16 protein-coding genes are annotated in these 18741 nt (G+C 48.6%); 7 read left to right on the top strand and 9 right to left on the bottom strand.

The genetic code is table 11. The features are described from left to right. Window positions 1-173: 173 nt before the first annotated feature. The 3 genes from ACYQ2M_RS17795 to ACYQ2M_RS17785 are packed head-to-tail and all read right to left on the bottom strand — an operon-like array spanning window position 174 to window position 2689. Window positions 174-1688 carry an SDR family oxidoreductase gene (locus tag ACYQ2M_RS17795; RefSeq protein WP_459917721.1) on the bottom strand — a complete coding sequence of 505 codons (1515 nt, stop codon included), beginning with the start codon at window positions 1686-1688 and terminating at the stop codon, window positions 174-176. Between the two features lie 31 nt (window positions 1689-1719). After that, window positions 1720-2217: a MauE/DoxX family redox-associated membrane protein gene (locus ACYQ2M_RS17790; protein ID WP_459917720.1), complete on the bottom strand. Its 498-nt coding sequence runs from the start codon at window positions 2215-2217 to the stop codon at window positions 1720-1722. Then, complete coding sequence (locus ACYQ2M_RS17785; protein ID WP_459917719.1) at window positions 2210-2689, bottom strand: rhodanese-like domain-containing protein; 480 nt, start codon at window positions 2687-2689, stop codon at window positions 2210-2212. The genes ACYQ2M_RS17790 and ACYQ2M_RS17785 overlap by 8 nt, the downstream gene beginning before the upstream one ends. Before the next feature lie 178 nt (window positions 2690-2867). On the opposite strand from ACYQ2M_RS17785, the gene ACYQ2M_RS17780 reads away from it, so the two are divergent. The 6 genes from ACYQ2M_RS17780 (at window position 2868) to ACYQ2M_RS17755 (ending at window position 6873) form a co-directional block, all read left to right on the top strand. After that, on the top strand, window positions 2868-3560 hold the full coding sequence (locus ACYQ2M_RS17780) for a P-loop NTPase family protein (protein WP_459917718.1): 693 nt from the start codon (window positions 2868-2870) through the stop codon (window positions 3558-3560). Window positions 3561-3574: 14 nt separating this feature from the next. Next, on the top strand, window positions 3575-3820 hold the full coding sequence (locus ACYQ2M_RS17775; protein WP_459917717.1) for a 4Fe-4S dicluster domain-containing protein: 246 nt from the start codon (window positions 3575-3577) through the stop codon (window positions 3818-3820). Continuing rightward, the gene (vorB, locus tag ACYQ2M_RS17770; RefSeq protein ID WP_459917716.1) at window positions 3820-4893 is read left to right on the top strand and encodes a 3-methyl-2-oxobutanoate dehydrogenase subunit VorB; all 1074 of its coding nucleotides are present in this window, start codon (window positions 3820-3822) and stop codon (window positions 4891-4893) included. Before ACYQ2M_RS17775 ends, vorB begins: the two co-directional genes overlap by 1 nt. Before the next feature lie 16 nt (window positions 4894-4909). Continuing rightward, window positions 4910-5647 carry a thiamine pyrophosphate-dependent enzyme gene (locus ACYQ2M_RS17765; RefSeq protein WP_459917715.1) on the top strand — a complete coding sequence of 246 codons (738 nt, stop codon included), beginning with the start codon at window positions 4910-4912 and terminating at the stop codon, window positions 5645-5647. 146 nt (window positions 5648-5793) lie between these two features. Then, window positions 5794-6330, top strand: a complete 537-nt coding sequence (locus ACYQ2M_RS17760; protein WP_459917714.1) for a 2-oxoacid:ferredoxin oxidoreductase subunit gamma family protein — start codon at window positions 5794-5796, stop codon at window positions 6328-6330. Between the two features lie 54 nt (window positions 6331-6384). Continuing rightward, on the top strand, window positions 6385-6873 hold the full coding sequence (locus tag ACYQ2M_RS17755) for an ACT domain-containing protein (RefSeq protein WP_459917713.1): 489 nt from the start codon (window positions 6385-6387) through the stop codon (window positions 6871-6873). Window positions 6874-7024: 151 nt separating this feature from the next. Here the strand turns inward: ACYQ2M_RS17755 and ACYQ2M_RS17750 are convergent, their stop codons facing one another. The 3 genes from ACYQ2M_RS17750 to ACYQ2M_RS17740 form a co-directional block, all read right to left on the bottom strand. Beyond that, window positions 7025-8179 (bottom strand): acyl-CoA dehydrogenase, encoded by a 1155-nt coding sequence (locus tag ACYQ2M_RS17750; RefSeq protein ID WP_459917722.1) that lies wholly within the window; start codon window positions 8177-8179, stop codon window positions 7025-7027. Window positions 8180-8347: 168 nt separating this feature from the next. Next, entirely contained in the window at window positions 8348-8896 is a 549-nt protein-coding gene (locus ACYQ2M_RS17745; protein ID WP_459917712.1) for a helix-turn-helix domain-containing protein, read from the bottom strand. A 122-nt stretch (window positions 8897-9018) separates the two neighbouring features. Further along, window positions 9019-10080, bottom strand: a complete 1062-nt coding sequence (locus tag ACYQ2M_RS17740) for a branched-chain amino acid aminotransferase (RefSeq protein WP_459917711.1) — start codon at window positions 10078-10080, stop codon at window positions 9019-9021. 231 nt (window positions 10081-10311) lie between these two features. Here ACYQ2M_RS17740 and ACYQ2M_RS17735 point away from each other — a divergent pair, with 231 nt between their 5' ends. Next, complete coding sequence (locus tag ACYQ2M_RS17735) at window positions 10312-11187, top strand: homocysteine S-methyltransferase family protein (RefSeq protein ID WP_459917710.1); 876 nt, start codon at window positions 10312-10314, stop codon at window positions 11185-11187. A 236-nt stretch (window positions 11188-11423) separates the two neighbouring features. Here the strand turns inward: ACYQ2M_RS17735 and ACYQ2M_RS17730 are convergent, their stop codons facing one another. The 3 genes from ACYQ2M_RS17730 to ACYQ2M_RS17720 all read right to left on the bottom strand — a co-directional run bounded on the left by ACYQ2M_RS17730 (window position 11424) and on the right by ACYQ2M_RS17720 (window position 18646). Then, the gene (locus ACYQ2M_RS17730) at window positions 11424-13610 is read right to left on the bottom strand and encodes an acetate--CoA ligase family protein (RefSeq protein ID WP_459917709.1); all 2187 of its coding nucleotides are present in this window, start codon (window positions 13608-13610) and stop codon (window positions 11424-11426) included. Beyond that, window positions 13607-14191, bottom strand: a complete 585-nt coding sequence (locus ACYQ2M_RS17725; protein WP_459917708.1) for a TetR/AcrR family transcriptional regulator — start codon at window positions 14189-14191, stop codon at window positions 13607-13609. Before ACYQ2M_RS17725 ends, ACYQ2M_RS17730 begins: the two co-directional genes overlap by 4 nt. A gap of 171 nt (window positions 14192-14362) precedes the next feature. Continuing rightward, entirely contained in the window at window positions 14363-18646 is a 4284-nt protein-coding gene (locus ACYQ2M_RS17720) for a hypothetical protein (RefSeq protein WP_459917707.1), read from the bottom strand. Between the last annotated feature and the right edge of the window lie 95 nt (window positions 18647-18741).

Genomic DNA, 18741 nt, shown 5'->3' with positions numbered 1-18741 from the left:
TGGCGGTATAATGCCATTTGGCTCCGCGTCTACGACCCAATATTTGTTGTGTCCGGCAGGACATGCCCGTTATATACAAATTTCTTTCCAAGGCTCTAAAATAATTGAGTTTTCAATTTTAATTGTGGGCGAGTGGTTACTGTTATGTATGTTTTATTTGTCGGCTTCAGAGATCATATCTGAAGAGATCGGAAATATTTTTCCGGCTGCGTCACCAATTTTAAACCGGAAGCGGTTACCAGTCCTTTTAACATTTGAATGAATACATATTGGTGAAATGGAAATAAGCTATACCAGTATAAAAGCCCGATTAATCCTTTGGGCAGAAAACGTGATAGTAAAATAATTTGGCATTTCCCCTTATCCATGTTCTCTATTCTTAGTTCTAAAAGTGCTTGCCCAGGGGCTTTCATTTCAGACAGTAACAGCAGTTTTGATTCAGGCGCTATCTCAAGGACTTTCCAGAAATCAACTGTATCATCAAGCCTGAGCACTTTACTCGAGCCACTTCTGTCGGATAATCCAACACCTCCGGCAAATCTATCGATGATGCCGCGAATCTTCCATAATATATCTGCACCATAATACCCTGTCCGTCCACCGATTTTTTCAATGGATTTCCATAGATCACCAGGAACTCCTTTTACAATCGCCTGATATCCGCAGGAAAAGAGGGTCCCCCCTGAATAGGAAGCATCGCCATAGTGTGACCTTTCAGGGTGTTTGATTTTACTGTCATCAGCCTTGCAGGCGTCGACCTGTTCCTGGATGAGCGGCGCAAGTGCCCTGCGAATTGCTTCAGAACACGAGATCAGGTCCTGGGAAATAATTTGGCTGATGCTGTTTTCTGTGCAAGTAGTTGGAATGCTTAATCCTTCCGCTAAGGGTTGTGCAATGGCGGCAGGAACCGGCGTTACAAGGTGAATCCAAAGTGATGATAACCTCGGTGTTAAGACAGGAACCGGTATCATAAGTGGTTCTGGTAAGTTTGCCTCTTTGGCAAAGATACGGAATAAATCCCGGTATGTCACAACCTCAGACCCACCAATATCGAATGTTTTTCCTTTCGTTTCAGGGTATTCTAAACAGCCTTTTAAGTATCCTAAAACGTTAGTTATGGATATGGGCTGGGTGGGCATACTTACCCATTTAGGCGTGACCATTACAGGCAACCGCTCGGCAAGATATCTTAAGATTTCAAAACTGGCACTGCCTGATCCCAGGATCATGGCAGCTCGAAGAACCGTTGTTGGAACAGGTCCTTCCATGAAAATCTTGCCAACTTCATTTCTGGAAATAAGATGTTTGCTGATATTTTTATGGTTTATGTCTCCAAGGCCGCCTAAATATATAATATGCTCTAATCCCTCCTCTGCCGCTGCTAGAACCATGTTCTTTGCACCAGTTTTGTCTGCATCTCGGTATTTGCTTTTTTGGGAAATCATAGAATGGACAAGATAATAAACAGTTCCGCATCCTTTCGTCGCATTTTTTAGCGACTCTATGTTCTGGATATCTCCTTTAACCAGTTCTACGTTTTCATTTTCCCCCCATGGCCGGTCGGCCATTTTGGGTATGGAGCGCCCCATAGCTTTCACCTTGTAGCCGTCTGCCAATAATAAAGGGATAAGACGGCCAGCAACATAGCCGGTTGCTCCTGTAACTAAAATGGGTTTTGCGTTAATCATCCGGGCTCCCTGAAATAATGTGTTAATTTCATCATCGAGTATCAGATGATCTAAGACGGACAAAATTAAACCAGTAAAGATAAAAAGATAACAGCAGAAAACCACTATCCCTTGCAATGGTGAACATGTTGGCAGGGGTTTTTTCGGAAGAGGTTGAGAAACAACCGCAACTGATGTCCAGACCCCGATGGAGATTATAAAGCAGGACCATGGTAAAGGTAAAGAGCAATACATTGCTGACAATGACAGTGCCCTGCATTAACCACCCGGTGATCAAACAGATTCCCATGAGCAATTCCAGCCAGGGCAATACCAGGGCAGTGATATTCACAAACTCCCCCGGCAGCAGTTGATAATTGTTTACCATGACGGCAAAGGCGTGGGGATGTATAATTTTATCAAAACTGGCATATATAAACACCAAACCCAGTATCCATCGTGCCATGTGGTAGACAATGGTTGTTACAGGGGGGGGCCATTGACGGTTTTCCCGGTGAGATTCTTTGAAGGTGGGAAAAATTTTATCCATCAAGATTGCCTTTTTCTTCCTGGGTTACCGGCATATTTGCCTTTGTCCATGCATCCCATCCCCCGGTCATGACCTTGACGTTAAACCCCATATCCTTAAGGAAAAAAGCCAGATCATGGCTCAGAGAGCAGGATTCACCATCACAATAGGCGATAATAAGGATCTCCGGGTCCATGCGGGGGGCCACGGCCATGAACTGTTCTTGCACATCATGCCATGGCAGATTTAAAGCGCCTTTTATATGGCCTTTATGGAAGTTCGAAGGATCCCTTGCATCCACAAACATGGCCTGTCTGTTTTTATAAAGGGTGATTGCCTGATCCAGATCCAGAGCCATGGTATCGCCATCTGCAGTGGTCAATCGGGACTTGACGGACCAGTCCTGAACCAGGGCAAGGGGGGCGGAGCGAATGCAATTGGTGCCAAGCCCTGCAATGATTGCCATGGAAAAAAGGATTAAAACTTGCAGCATCAGGTTGTTTTTATTTATATGTACATATGAACTTTTCATCTTCAAAATATACTTGCAGGGTTTCCGGGTGTCAATATGAAGCAAAAATTTAAGAAAAAGATTTGCAAACCAGGTTTGTTTCTGATTAAATGTTGGGATGCACAAATTTTGGAATATGATCTGAAATAAGGGGAAACAATTGAGCAGAGAAATCGGAACCAGAGGGCTTGTCATCATCGTCGGTAATTATGGCAGTGGAAAATCGGAAACAGCCGTAAATCTGGCATTTCATCGACGAAGGGCAGGCCTTGACGTAAGTATCGTGGACCTTGATCTGGTGAATCCTTATTTCAGAACCCGGGAGGCCCGGGAATCGTTGACCCGTCAAGGTATTAATGTTGTCCTGCCCGATGAGAAATATATGCATGCGGATCTTCCCATTTTGTCACCAAAGGTGGCCGGCATCATCAAAACCACCTCGGATCTTACCATAGTCGATGCCGGGGGAGATGACGTGGGTGTCACCGTTCTGGCAGCCCTGGCAGACAGTCTGGCCGGAAAATCGGTGCATATGCTCCAAGTGGTTAATCCCCACCGGCCTTTTACGGAAAACGTTGAGGGGTGCCTGAAAATAAAAGGGGAGATTGAAGTCTCCTCAAAGTTGAAGGTCACCGGCTGGGTGAGTAATGCCAATCTCATTGACCACACCACCCCACATGATATTTATAGAGGATATGATTTGGTACAGGAATTGTCCCGTCAGACCGGTATTCCGGTGGAATTTATAACCGCAACCTCTGCATTGATGGATGAACTGGATCTGGAACGGATTCACTGCCCTGTATTACCCATTGAGAGGACGCTGCCTCCCCCTTGGTGGCGGAGCAGTTAACAGGAGAAAGGCGTATGGCTTTTAAACATGTTGTTGACACGGAGAGATGCAAAGGCTGTGGCCTGTGTAAAGACGTCTGTCCCAAAAATGTTCTGGAAATTTCTAAAACGGTAAGTGCCAAGGGATATTTTCCCATATTCCAGGCAAGACCAGAGGATTGCATTCACTGCACATTGTGCTGTGTGATGTGTCCTGATGTGGCCATCACCATTATTGAAACCAGTGACGAAACCCTTGAAAAAACAATGGAGGAAAACTGATGGCCAAGGTATTAATGAAAGGAAATGAAGCAATTGGTGAGGCTGCCATCCGGGCGGGCTGCCTTAATTATTTTGCCTATCCCATTACCCCCCAGTCCGAAGTGGCCGAATATCTTGCCAAGAGACTGCCGGAGGTCAATGGCACCTTTGTCCAGGGAGAGAGTGAAGTGGCGGTGGGCTACATGATTTTTGGTGCAGCTGCCTGTGGGGAACGCGTAATGACAACCTCTTCAAGCCCCGGGGTGAGCCTCATGAGTGAGGCCATCAGCTACATTGCCGGTGCCAGATGTCCTGCGGTATTTGTCAATATCATGCGCGGTGGACCGGGCCTTGGCGGCATTCTCCCCTCCCAGGGTGATTATTTCCAGGCCACCAAGGGTGGTGGACATGGCGATTATCACATGCTGGTCATGGCCCCGGACGGGGTACAGGAGGCTGTGGAAATGACCATGCAGGCCTTTCCCCTGGCGGAAAAATACCGTGGCCCTGTGATGATCATGGGAGATGGTATGATCGGACAGATGATGGAGCCTGTGGAGTTCCCCGAAGATCTTTTTGTCCCCCCCACCAACAAGGATGACTGGGCCACCAACGGCATGGCCACCCGAAAAAGCGACACCAAAAACATTGTAAAATCTCTTTATCTTGATCCCAAGGTGCTCAATGATCATAACCTGCTGTTGAAATCCCAGTATGATCGCATGAAAGAAGAGGAAGTCCGATTTGAGAATTATAACACCGACGGTGATTATGATGCCCTGATTGTCAGCTATGGTACCATGAGCCGGGTGTGCAAAACCGCCATTGATGAAATGAAGAAAAATGGCCTGGAAATAGGCATGGTAAGACCGCAAACCCTGTTTCCATTTCCGGAAAAGGCCATCCATGATGCGGCCTCAAAACCAGGCTGCAAGGTTGTGGTGAGCATTGAGATGAGCATGGGCCAGATGGTGGAAGACGTGGAACGGGTGGTAAAAGGAAAAGTACCCGTTCAATGGTATGGGCAGTGCGGTGGTGAAATACCGACACCCGAGGAAGTCATAGAACACATTAAATCTTTGCTGAACAGTTAAACCGGGGAGTTTAAATATGGGAAAAACATTTTCAAGACCGGAAGCACTTTCCGATGCACATACCCACTATTGCCCCGGGTGTACCCATGGGATCGCCCACAGGCTTGTGGCCGAAGTAATTGATGAGCTGGGTATCAGAAACAGGACCGTGGGTATAGCACCTGTGGGGTGTGCTGTCATGGCATACAACTATTTCAGCTGTGATTTTCAGGAAGCAGCCCACGGCAGAGCCCCTGCCATGGCCACGGGCATGAAGCGGGTAAGGCCTGACCTCATGGTATTTACCTATCAGGGGGATGGCGATCTTGCCAGTATCGGCATGGGAGAAATTGTCCATGCCGCCAACCGTGGAGAAAAGTTCACCACCATTTTTATCAACAACGCCATATATGGCATGACCGGTGGCCAGATGGCCCCCACCACCATGCCGGGCCAACGTGCCACCACGGCTCCCACGGGTCGCGATGTGGAAAAAACCGGCATGCCCATCCGCATGTGTGAGCTGCTTTCAAGCCTTGCCACACCCGGATATATTGAAAGACAGACCCTGCTCAAACCCAAGTATATAAACAAAGCTAAAAAAGCCATTAAAAGAGCCTTTGAGTACCAGGAAGCAAACAAGTGCTTCAGCTTTGTTGAATTGGTCAGCACCTGTCCCACCAACTGGGGAATGACGCCCCAGGATTCATTGAAATGGGCCGAAGAAACCCTGCTCCCTTATTATCCCCTGGGAGAGTTTAAATCTCCTGAATAAACAGGGGAGTCAAGGATTTTTACTGGAAGTCAAATGCCCCTTGTTAAAAAAATGTTTAAATAAACCCATGTTTTTTTGATAAAGAGGATGGTATCTCAAGTAAAAGCCCTGAATGATTGAAATAAAATCTTTCTTAGGAGGCATATATGCAAAAAGAAGTGATGTTTGCAGGGTTTGGTGGGCAGGGCATTTTGCTCAGTGCGAAACTGCTGGCCCATGCAGCCATGAACCAGGGCTCGGAGGTGATGTGGATTCCCTCCTATGGCCCTGAAATGAGAGGGGGGACAGCATATTGTACGGTTATTGTCAGTGACCGTCTCATCGGCTCTCCCATTATTAAAAATCCCACCCATCTGGTGGCCATGAATCGGCCTTCCCTGGAGAAGTTTGCACCGGTGGTAAAACCCAATGGGGTTATCATGATCAACAGCTCCCTTATTCCGGTGAAAAGTGGCCGGGATGATGTGGATGAATTGATTGTACCCGCCAATGATGCGGCCATTGAAGTGGGAAGTGTCCGTTGTGCCAACATCATCGCCGTGGCTGCCTTTGCGGCCCGGAGCAAGATGGTGGATCTTGATATTTTAAGGGAGTGTGTCAAAGAACAGTTTGCTTCCAAGGCAAAGCTGATTCCTTTGAATATGGCTGCCTTTGACAAAGGGCTGGAAATCGCCCTGGGCTGAGTAAGTGCATTACACAGCCAGGGGAATTAATGAATTGACTTTAAAGGGGGTTATATGATTCGACGTGAGATTTCGCTTTTCATGAACAATGTACCCGGTGAACTTGGCAAGCTGACAGCACTATTGAGTGATGCCGGTATCAATGTGGATGCCATCACTATTCAAGATGCGTCAAGTTATATCCAGAACATCTTTGAGGCCAGGGGAAAGTCAATTAAACGACTGGCTTCTGCGGCAAGTTACAGCTCTGTGAAAAGAGATTCCGCAGAGGTTTCCCTTATCCGGATGCTGGTGGATAAGCCAGATGAAGCCGTGGAATTGCTCAATGAGAAAGACTATATCTTTGATACCAAGGATCTCATAGCCATTGAACTGGAAAACATCCCCGGCACCCTTTCCAAGATCACCCGAAAATTTGGGGAAGAAGAAGTCAATATCAACTATGTTTATGGCTCTGTGTCCGACTCCGACGGGAAATGCCTTTTTGTTTTCTGTCCGGAAGATCTGAAGGCCGCTTTAAAGATCTTTGAATCCTTCAGCTGATCTTTAATGTGAACAATAGAAAACGCCCCAGGGACAACCATTTGTGTCCCTGGGGCTTTTTATGTTTTACGGAAGGTGATCCCCATTTTCATTATCCACCCGTCACCATAATTGTACCTGTGAGGTCAGGCTTGTGATCAAGTCCCCCTACTTAAGGTTTGCGTTTATCCTTGAGAATATTATTTGAAATCACAATACGCTGGATTTCAGAGGTTCCCTCATAAATGGTGAATACTCTGGCGTCCCTGTAAAAGCGTTCCACCTCGTAATCCTTTGTAAACCCATACCCGCCATGGAGCTGGATGGCCCGGGCCGTCACCTGGTTGACCATTTCAGAAGCAAAGAGTTTTGCCATGGCTGCCTGGGTGGTGTATTTTTCTTTACGGTCTTTCATGGCAGCGGCGGAGAGAACCAGTTGCCGCGCTGCTTCAATCTGGGTGGCCATGTCTGCAATCTGCCAGCGGATGCCCTGGTGCTTGATGATGGCACAGCCGAACTGTTTTCGATTTTTTCCATATTTCACGGCGGCATCAAAGGCGGCCTGGGCAACCCCCAATGACTGTGCCGCAATGCCGATGCGGCCCCCATCAAGACCTGACATGGCAATCTTAAAGCCGTCGCCTTCCTTTCCCAAAAGACAGGAGGCCGGTACCCGGCAGTTTTCAAAAATCAGGTCCGTGGTGTCCGATGCCCGTAGTCCCATTTTATCTTCCATGTGGCCCACAATGAGGCCCGGGGTTTTTTTGGGCAACAGAAAGGCACTGATGCCTTTGTGCCCAGCACTTTCATCGGTTTTGGCGGTGACAATGACGGCACCTGAATTTTTGCCGGAGGTGATAAAGCGTTTGGTGCCGTTAATGATATAATCATCCCCGTCACGCACCGCAGTGGTGGACTGGCTCACCGGGTCTGATCCGGCATCGGGTTCTGTCAGGGCAAAGGCGCCTATAATTTTACCCGAGGCCAGGGGAATAAGAAATTCTTCTTTCTGGACTTGCGTGCCAAATTTAAGAATACTTTCACAGACAATGGAGTTCTGCACCGACATGACCACAGAGGTGGAGGCGCAGGAGTAGGCGATTTCCGACAGGGCCAGGACATAGGAGATGGTATCTGCTCCCTCCCCGCCGTATTCCGGGGGAATCATCATACCCATCAGGCCCAGCTCTCCCATCTGTTTAAAATTTTTCTTGGGAAATTCCTTTGTTTTGTCGCGCTCGGCGGCTGTGGGAGCAATGACCTTTCTGGAAAATTCCCTGACCATGCTTTGAATCATTAATTGTTCTTCGGTGAGGTTGAATAACATCTGGGTCTCCTTTTCATGGGGATGGACGCAGTCTTGAGTGTTCACATTGTTTTCAAGATCGGCAAACTGAATGGTGGGGCAGTCGGTGTGCATCGTCTTTTATCGGGAGGGGGATCCGCCGACGGCCGGGGTATCAATCTCTGATTTCTTGTTACAACAATTGCCTGGTTAGGGACTATATACCACTACAATAAGCTCTGCATCCGTGTCACCCACGTTGATCAAATCATGTTTGATGGCGGAGTTGAAATGAAGGGAATCACCCGGCCCCAAGCGGTTGACATTGTCACCAACGCTGATTTCCACCTCTCCTTTAAGGACATAGGAGAACTCTTCGCCTTCGTGCTGAAATCCGACACCCTCATGGGCCTGACCGGCCTCAATGGTTATGCGGAAGGCCTTTAAATGTTTATTTTCCGCCCCCGGAGTCAGGGGAGAATAGGCGTAATTATCCGTTCTTTTGGTGTAAGCTTCTTTTCGTTCAGCTTCGGTGTCTTCCTGCTCTTTCAGAAGAAATCCTGAGTCCACACCCAATGCCCGGGATATCTGCAGCAGCGTACCCACGGGGGGGCGTTTTTTCCCTGCTTCCACGGTTTTAATAAATTCTTTGGACAGACCGGTTTCATTGGCCAGAAAATCCAGGGTCAGCTTTTTATCCAGTCGGATCTGCTTGATTCTTTTTCCAATGGGAATCAGTTCATTTTTTGACTTTGCCATCTATGAACTCCTTTTGGCTGTTTGTTAGTTGAACGAGCGCTCAGTCATTAATAATATTAAAAAAAAAGGATGTCAACCCTCACCCCTTCCAAGGGCAGACAAATGTCTGCCCTTGGAACGAACTACACTTTTTCAATCCAGTTTTCCGTATCTTCGGTCAGGCCATACTGAATATGGGTGATGGCATCATTGAATTTTACGGCCAGTTCACCGGGGGTACCGTCGCCGATATTCATGATATCCTTTCCATAACGAATTTCGCCCACCGGAGAGATAACCGCTGCCGTTCCAGAACCAAAGGCTTCTGTGAGGGTCCCATTTTTGTGGGCGGTGACCAGTTCATCAATGCTGATTTTTCGTTCGGATACCTTCATGCCCCATTTTTTCCCCAGCTGAAGAACAGAGTTTCGGGTGATTCCAGGCAGAATACTGCCATTGAGCATGGGGGTAACAAGTTCGTTGTCGATGACAAAAAAGATGTTCATGGCACCCACTTCTTCAATGTATTTTTGCTCCACACCATCCAGCCACAATACCTGATCATAGCCTTCTTTTTTTGCTTTTTCCGAGGCATAAAGGCTTGCCGCATAATTACCGGCGGTTTTATATTCGCCCACACCGCCCCGGACGGCCCGGACATGATCTGTTGAGATCCATATTTTCACCGGCTTGAAACCTGCAGCATAATAGGCACCCACGGGTGAAAGGATGATAAAATACCGGTAGGTATGGGAGGCCCGTACACCAAGGAAGGGATCGGTGGCAAACACCGTGGGTCGAATATAAAGGGAGGTTCCCATGGTTTCAGGAATCCAGTTTTTTTCCACCTTGAGCAGTTCTTTCAGGGATTTAAGGGCAAAAGCCTCATCCACTTCCGGAATGCATAATCCCCGGGCGGAACTGTTCAGGCGTTTGAAATTTTCTTGGGGTCTGAACAGCTGAATGTCACCTGCGGCGGTTTTGTATGCCTTTAATCCTTCAAAAATTGTCTGGCCATAATGAAGGGTCATGGTGGCCGGGGAAATTGAAAAATTGTGCAGGGGCTCAATGCGGGGATTGTGCCAACCTTTTTCCGGATTGTAATCCATGTTAAACATGTGATCTGTGAAAACTGTTCCAAAGCCAAGTGCTGAATCAGCAGGCCTTGTTCCGGGCTTTTCTGTGCGGGTAATGGATATGTCCATTTGTAAATTCTCCCTTGTTTTATATGAGTACGTTACCTTTATTTATCAAATAATATGATAAGTTGAATATATGATCTTGATCCAAGGCCTTTGTCAAGATAATTTGTCTGAAAGGCATTATTAAGTCTGAGACCGGGAAAATGGGAATGCCTTCATTTGACAAATGCCTGTTTGTTTTATAAGTATGAGCGCCATCTTCAAAAATTATAAAAAAGGTGAAATAACAATATCATGACAATTTTAGAAAAAGTAAAAGATAACGGGCTGATCTTTGACGGTGCCATGGGCTCCATGCTCATTGCTGCAGGTCTTAAGGGTGGAAAGGTTTCAGAGCTTTGGAACATTGAAAACCCAGGTGTCATTGAAGAAATCCATAAAGCCTATTTTGATGCAGGTGCCCAGGTGGCCACTGCCAACACTTTTGGTGCATCCCCTTTCAAGCTTAAGAAAATGGGGATAGACGCAGATCCTGAAAACCTCAATGTGGCCGCCGTTGAAATTGCCAGAAAAGCCGCAGGATCGGATCAGTATGTGGCCGGGGACATGGGGCCCCTGGGAGAAATGCTTCAACCGGCAGGGCTGTTGACCGAAGCTGATGCCACCCATCACTACGCGGAACAAGCCGCCTTTCTTGGAAAGGCTGCTGTTGATTTCTTTATTCTTGAAACCTTTTTTGATCTTAACGAGATTCTGGCCGCCATCCGAGGCATTCGTTCTGTTTCAAATCTGCCCATTTTTGCCACCATGACCTTTCAGCAGAAACCCACCGGTTTCTTCACCCTCATGGGAAACAAGCCCGGGGATTGCATGAAGCAGCTGGTGGATGCCGGGGCATCGGTGGTGGGCGCTAACTGCTCCCTTGCAAGTGATTCCATGGTGGATCTGGCAAAAATCATCAGAGACAGTGTTGATCTACCTGTCATGATTCAACCCAATGCCGGTGCCCCCAAGACACTGGGTGACGGGGTTATTTATCCTGAAACCGTGGAGTTTTTTTCCGACAACATCCTTAGCCTTAAAAAAATCGGCATAGATGTGGTGGGCGGTTGCTGTGGCACTACACCTGATTTTATCAGGGCCATTGCTGATAAAATATCAGCATCTTAATTAATACCTTCGCCAATTTTTAGAATGTGCCTATGATCAGGATCATAAGGCCCAGTATGTCGTGTGCTTATGATTTAAAAAGCCCACCATATGCCTGGTAAACGGATCAACAATATAATTGGCGAAGGGGTTGTTAATGACCCTTCCCCGGTATTTTGAGCCTACTCACAATTTCTGTCCCCATTGCCCCGTCAACTGTGACAATTGGCCGATGTTGTGAGGCGGCACCTGTTTTTTCAGGTTCGATTTTTGGCATATTCACACATACACGAAAGGGCCCGAACGGCTCTTTCCGGTGATGGAAAAAGAACCGCCTTATACCTGTCATCATGGGAGCCGTGGAGCATTTCAGAATCGGCATCGGACATTAGGCTTACTCCGATGATGGGCTTTTGGTATTGGGTTAGCAATTCCTTGGTTCTGTCTTTTAATGTCTGGTCAAAGTCCAGAAGTATTTTTTTCATGGATTGCAGTTCTTTTCTGTCACAAGCGGGGTCTGACATGGCCACGCTTTCCAGCATTTTGTCGCCGAAGATGCGTTTTCCATCAATGCCCAGGTGAATGACGGCATCGCAGCCGTCCCATTGAAGCAGGGCCTCCATGGCCACCAGAGCAATGTTAATGTCAAATTCTCCCACCACATCAATGGGATTGCCCTTACTCCAGTAATCGGGGAGCAGCGCGTTGAGTTTTTCCATGATGGCATCGGGAAGATCGGGAAGCACCAAGCCATTTTCATTGCAAAGATCTGTGGTCACAACCCCCCATCCGCCCCCCAGGGTGACAATGCCCACCCGGTTCCCCCGGGGAAGGGGAAGGGATGAAAACACCGCAGATGCATCCACCATTTCCATGGGTTGGCGTACCTGGATAATACCGGCCTGGCGACAGGCCGCATCAAACACGGCCCCATCGGTGGCCATGGCCCCGGAATGACTTGCAGCGGCCCTGGCACCGGCTGCGGTGCGCCCACCCTTTAACATCACCACGGGTTTTTTCCTGGAAACCCTGGAGGCAGCCTGGAAGAATCGCTGTCCATCCTTGACACTTTCAAGATACAGGACCACGGTTTTTGTTTTGTCGTCCATTTCAAACAGTTCCATATAATCTTCCACGGTCACCATAGCTTCGTTACCGGAGCCACTGTACATTCTGATACCCACCCCGTGGGTCTGGGCAAAGCTGAGCAGCTGAACCCCCAGATTGCCGGACTGGGAGACCAGGGCAGTGGTGCCTGCCAGGGGATGGGTATGGGAGCTGGTACAGAAAAATTTCTTGTGGGGAGAGCACATGCCCATGGTGTTGGGACCAAGGATAATAATACCCGCCTCTGCCGCCCGTCTGACTATGTCTTTTTCAAGGATTTTACCGGTTTCATCTGTTTCGCTGAACCCTGATGTAATCAGCAGCATCCCCTTGATGCCCTTGGCCGCCAGCTGGGGAATTAGATCCATTATCCGGGCTGCCGGTATGGTCACCACGGCCAGATCTACATGCTCTTTTATATCTGCCAGCTGCTTGTACACCGCTCTGCCAAAAATGGTGCCGCCCTTTGCGTTAACAAGGTAAATATCTCCTTCATACCCCCCGCTTATGGCATTACTGGGTAGCAGGTTTCCCCATTTGCCGATGGTGGCCGAAGCTCCTATAAATGCAACACAATTGGGTAAAAAAAGAGCACTCAGCTGCCTTTTATCAACGGGGGGGCGTGGGTTTGCTTTTTCTGCCGGTTTATCCACTTTAACCAGGGCATCCACCGCAGCCAGATCCCCCGTGGCCGTGGCAATGAGGGGGTTGATGTCAATCTCTTGTATTTCCGGGTATTGGATAGCCAGACCAGAAAGTCCCTTTAATGTACGTTTCAAAAGCGCTATATCCACGGGTGCTTCCCCCCGGAAGGCACCCAGCAGGGCCTTTCCTTTAAATTCTGACAGCATACTCATGATATCTTTATCGCAAAGGGGTGCCAGACGAAACGCGACATCGTGGAGGGCTTCAGTGAAAATACCGCCAAGGCCGAACACGATGACCGCCCCGAACAGGGGATCTCTGAACATACCTGCCACAAATTCGCGTTTTCCCCGGACCATGGGTTGAACCAGGAGACTGTCCATGTTTTCCGGAGCTTTTTTTAGAAGATCTTCTGCCGCTGCTTGTACAGCATTTGGAGACTGGAGTCCGGGCTTAACCAGGCCCAGTTCAGATTTGTGGGCAATTCCGCTGCCACAGCCTTTAATTACAACAGGTAAACCCATGGTATTTGCACAATCAACTGCCTCCCGGGCACTATTTACCAGCTTATTGGAAACCACAGGAATATCAAAAAAATTAAGAAGGTCAGCAGAATCCTTTTCGGAGAGAATGGAGATATTCTGGTTTAATGCATTGTGGATAATACCTTGGGGTGAAGGGGATGGATTCATGGTTCAACTCCTTTGAAAACAATCTCATTGATTTGACTTGTGACGGCGACTGAGTTGATTTCCCGATTGAATATTATGGCATCCAGGCTGGCATGTTCAATGGCACCCACCATTGTTTTTAACAATACTTTGGAATCAATGTCTTTTCTGATTTCGCCGCCTGCCATTCCATCAAGAATTATGTCATGTATGGATTTCTCAAGGGCCGTCATGGTGGCATGGGCACTGGATTGAAAATATTCCGGGGTATTTCTGACTTCCAGAAGCAGTATTCTTCCAAAAACCCTGTTTTTCAGATATGCTTTTGTGGTGGTGGTGATAAAGGTTTTCAGTTTTTGAACGGCGGTATCTTTTTTGTCCAGCTTTGCTGTTAGAGCATGATTGAACAGAGTGATGTTTTCTCCCAGCAACTCAAATAAAAGACCTTTTTTATCCCTGAAGTATTTATAAATTAAGCCCTCTGTAACCCCTGCTTCTTTGGCGATGAGGGCGGTGGTGATGGCGTTGAAGTTATGCTGTTCCAGGAGTCGGGACAGGGCTTTTAATATTTTAATTTTTCCGGGTGGTTGGTGTTGAATCATTGTTTGTCCCTGTTGATCATTCAAAAATTATGATGGGCTTGGTCACAAGATGGTGAATGTTATTCAGAATTTTTTGCAACATTTAGTCTGGTGAGTGATCCTTACTCACGTTTCAGGGTTGAAGTCAACCATTTTTTTAAATCACAATTTAGAAAAATGGTTGACTCGTTTTTACTTGATTTCAGGCTGGCTTGATTCTTTGGCGGGTCTGGATTTTCGCAGTCGAAAGGGTTTTCGGGGCAGATTGTACCAGATCACTGGGGTTGAGAAGGCTTGCCATGCCCATTTTATCATGTGAATGAGGCCAAAGGAGATCCATAATGCCCAGGCAAGCATGGCCAGGCGATAGCACAGCATTGGAATGGAGATCACCCAGGCCATGGGAAGGACTGGAGCACTTATATCCTGGTACCACCTGAGTAGTTGTGCATTTGAACCGTTGCCGGTGATATTCATATCGGGATGGCCCAGCAGTCCCATGGCAACGGCGGACAGTAGCGCACCAGCAGCAACAACGCTCAGGGTGCCCAGGGCCACCTGTATAAAGTTAAAATTTTTCCGGGTCAGGGATTTTTCTGTCTTTGCTGTTTCCATTGCGGCTGTTTTTTCTTCCGTGTCAGCTTTAGGTGGTTCTATTTCCACCTGCCCGACGTCCGGCAAATCAGACAACCTCATTTCTGTAATGACTTTTTTACGCCAGTTCATTGCCACCAGCCACAACCCCACAAAAAAACAGGCCCCAAAACTGCTCATGGACATGCCAAGCCCCAGTAGAAAAAGATGATGAAACCGTAACGGTGTAAGGCCTGTCATGGCGATAGCGATACTTAAAATCACCACCACCAGCAGAACCGACCAGAACAGCACGGCCGGGCCCATGAGGGGTGCTCCCCCCAGAAACAGCGGCCATCTGTTACCCGGCAGATATACATCCATGGAAGTATTGACGCTGTTCTGACCAAGATTTATATCCGAAGTGGGATAAAACATTGTCATTCCGCGGGATTCCTGCCATTTGAGCACCACGTTTCGGGTGCCCGGAGAAAGGGGCAGGGGCACGGAACGGCCTTCCTGGCGAATCAGCTGCACCTTTCCGTCAATGGTGATTTCTTCCAGCCGGGCGTTTTCCGGCAGGTATACAAGGTGTTGTCCGCCCTGGGTGCTTTTCATTTCAAGGGAAAGTTCCGCCTGGGTGGTTCTTTTGCCCGGGCGAAGCACCAGATGGCTCTTTTCCAGGGTAAGGGTATTTCCCTTTATGGCTGTCGGTCGAGTAATTTCAAGGGTTACTGTCTCCCCGGGCCAGGGATGCCAGGTGGGCATCCAGTGTTGATCCACCTGGTGGAGAATTACAGGAATTCCCTTTGCTTCCACATGGAATCGGGGGGCCACATCCAGGGTCCACACCTCGGTCCAGTCCCTGGTCTTTTCATGGAAAAGTTTCAGGGTGTCCATGGGTTTCAAAAAAGATCGCCACTGGAACCGTGTCTGACCGGCATTCATATTCACCTGAACTCGGCCATTTTTCACGGTTACCCCCCGGGTGCTCACGGATTCACCGGTAATAAGGGGTAACTGCAAAGCCATGGAACTGTTCTGGGGCGTTATGCGGTAAACTTTTGTTTCCACCTGCCATTCTTTCCCAAGAATCAAATGACGTTCCACCCGGGCAAAGGCTGGCAGTATCCCGGTTTCCAGTATTTCTTCCCGGGGGGACTCCTTTGTGGATATTCGTGTAAAATGAAGTGTGCCGTCCAGGGTTCCATTTGCATTTAGGCCCTGTACCGCCCAGTCCCTGGCCTTTATCCTGGTTAAACGGGGTTTTAGTTCGAAGGGCAGTTGAATGGTGTTTGCCTTTGACAGGGTGCCCTGGAGCACAATGTCATGGGTGCCCGCTGGTACCATCATCCACAGTATTTCGTTTTCCCGGATTATGGCCCGGCTGTCATCGCCATCAACCAGCACCCTGCCGGGCAACCAGTGCTGGGTGTGACCGGGCAGGGGCACCATGGTATCAAGGCTGGCGTTTAATTTCATTGTCAGGATCAATTCATGGGCGCTTATTTCCACAAAGGCTTCGGGGATATCCGCACAGGCAGGGAAGCAGTCATCTCTTTCCAGGAGCCGATCCTGAAGTGTCTGCAGCATTTCCGGGGAAGGAATTTCCATGGCATGACAGGGCAGACAACTTACCATGAGAGCCACCAGAATAAACCCTGCCGTAAAGTTGCCACGAATAGAGTTTCTGGCACCAAACCAGGAAAAACCGGTTTTGCTTTTCCAGGAAACCCCTGATAATCCTGCTGCCAGAAGGACCATGAGTCCCACCCGTAAAAAGGCCAGCAATCTATTCGTTCCAGGCCCGATCAGGAAAAAGGAGATCGTTTCCCCGGCTTGCACCGGGCCGGACCAACTGAAGGAAATAGTTGTAAAGGGCTGCCAGCGGGGAAGTCCCGGTCCGGTCTGGGTCATGGCATCGGGGTCCACCATTAGTTTCATGGGACGAGGGGCAGATATGCCCGATGGGGCTCTCTGGGGCAACAATGGGACCGCCATTTTTCTGGCCTTGTCAAGGCTTCCCAGGCGATAGGGTTCAGCGTTTTTAATGGACATGGATTCTTGAACCATGTCATTGGCCCCTTTGGATCTTGTTGCAGTTTGATACTCTCTGTCTGTGTTCATGGAAATCCAAGGTTTTTCCAGCTGGGGATAGATCCCAACCCTAAGGGTATGAACCGCATAGGGAATAGCTACAAACAAAAGGGACAATACCACCGTGGCATGAAGCAGTTTAATGCTTTTTCTTAATTTTCCCGGGGGCAGATGCCTTAAAAGGGCAATGCCCACCAGCAGCACCGGCCAGACATACCGGGGGGCAAAGGGTTCGTGGAAAATCAGTACCAGGGTTAAGAAACCCACAATGGAAAGGGGGATGGAAAAAAGCTTTGCCGTGGCAATGGTGAAAATAAGAACCATGAAAAAATCAAGCAGTGTCCATTTTTTCAGCCAGGTACCTGGGATTTTATCCATGCCCCGGGCATGGATGAGTTTCCATCCCGGGGGCAGATGCAAACGACCTGTTACCTGATTGAAATCATGATCCCACCCCGTGGCGGGCAGCTGGTAAATACCTTGATCAAAAAGGTTTTCAGCAGTCAGGTTCAATCGTCCTTTTCTGAGTTCAACCCCGGGTTTATCTGTGTCTTGTTGTTTTGTGATCAACTGTTCAAGGCCATCCACTGTTACCTTTCCGGGCACCATATCTGCATCCATCTCCAAACGCCAGTCACTGTTTTGCTGTCCTGTTATTTTATCCTGGACCGTATAGCCTGATCCGTCAAATTGAAGCCACAGGGTACGATCCAGGGTTAGACGATTGGGGGCCGGTATCGGGTCCCCCCGTTTTATCTCTTTAAATGTAATGGTGTGTCCGGGCAGCATGCGGTATGCCGGTAAATTCTGCCAGGCCCGGGGAAGGGAGGTCAGGCGAGGATCCACGGCAGGCACCCCGGAAATCTCCACAATTCGCAATTCGGGGCGGCGCTCCACGGACCAGATTTCATGGTCGGGGGCATATGGGTTTTCAGTTTTTATGGATGTCAGGGCATTTGCGGGGGTCAAACACCGCAAGTGCAGGTTGAATGTGTATCTGCCAGGCCTTACCTGAACATCCAGGGTTCCCTCTTGGGAAAGCCGGGCAGGCAGATCGGTTTCCAGGGACATAGGAACAAATACATCGGGATCATACAAAGGTCCCAGGGTGATTTCCCGGGCTTTTCCGGCAACTTCCAGAGTGGTGTACACCGTAACCCGGAGGGGGATATCATCTTCAATTTTTCGGAAGCGTTCCACCTTCAGGACATCTGCCTGTTTTTGTGCCTTCTGGGGCGGTTTCAGCCACAGCCGTCCCTTGGCATCAATTTGGGGAAAGGGGATGGGCTTGCCATTGACATTCAGTGAAAAAAGACCTGTTCTTTCAGGAACTTGGAAATTATCAGGAAATGTCTGCCATTTAAACTCACCGGTGATGCGATACTGTCCGGGGGAAAGATGAAGGGTCGGAGTGTTTGCATGGCTCATCAACAAAGAAGGGGTATTGTTTACCCGGACATTGAAGGGCCATTGGCCGGGGCGGCCCGGAAGGCTCACCCAAGTATCGTGGCGCAGGTCCCATGTCTGGGTAAAGGTCCCCCCGCTGTCGTCTAGAAAAAGAAGCAGGGGGCCGGGCCAGCTGCATTCAAGGCGGTTGGCATCATTGTAATGGGGAACGCAGTTTACCTGCTTTTGCCTGTCGTACAGAACCCAGTCCACCCATGGTTGTAACACGGAGGGCAGATCCCCCGGGGATATCGCCGCCTGACAGGGCATTTGGTGAAAACTCACCATTACAGCTATGGCTACAATTGTTTGTGCAATGCTTCTTCCCCTTATCCATGCGCTTTTTTGATAAAAAAACATTTTTCCCCCTGCTTTTAATCATATGATCCCTTTTTTGCTGGCTGTCCGATTTTACGGGTTTGGTCATCACTTGGGCCAATCGTCATTATGGGCGG

This window comes from Desulfocicer niacini, from assembly GCF_054657595.1.
This window is presented reverse-complemented; position numbering and strand designations above follow the sequence as displayed.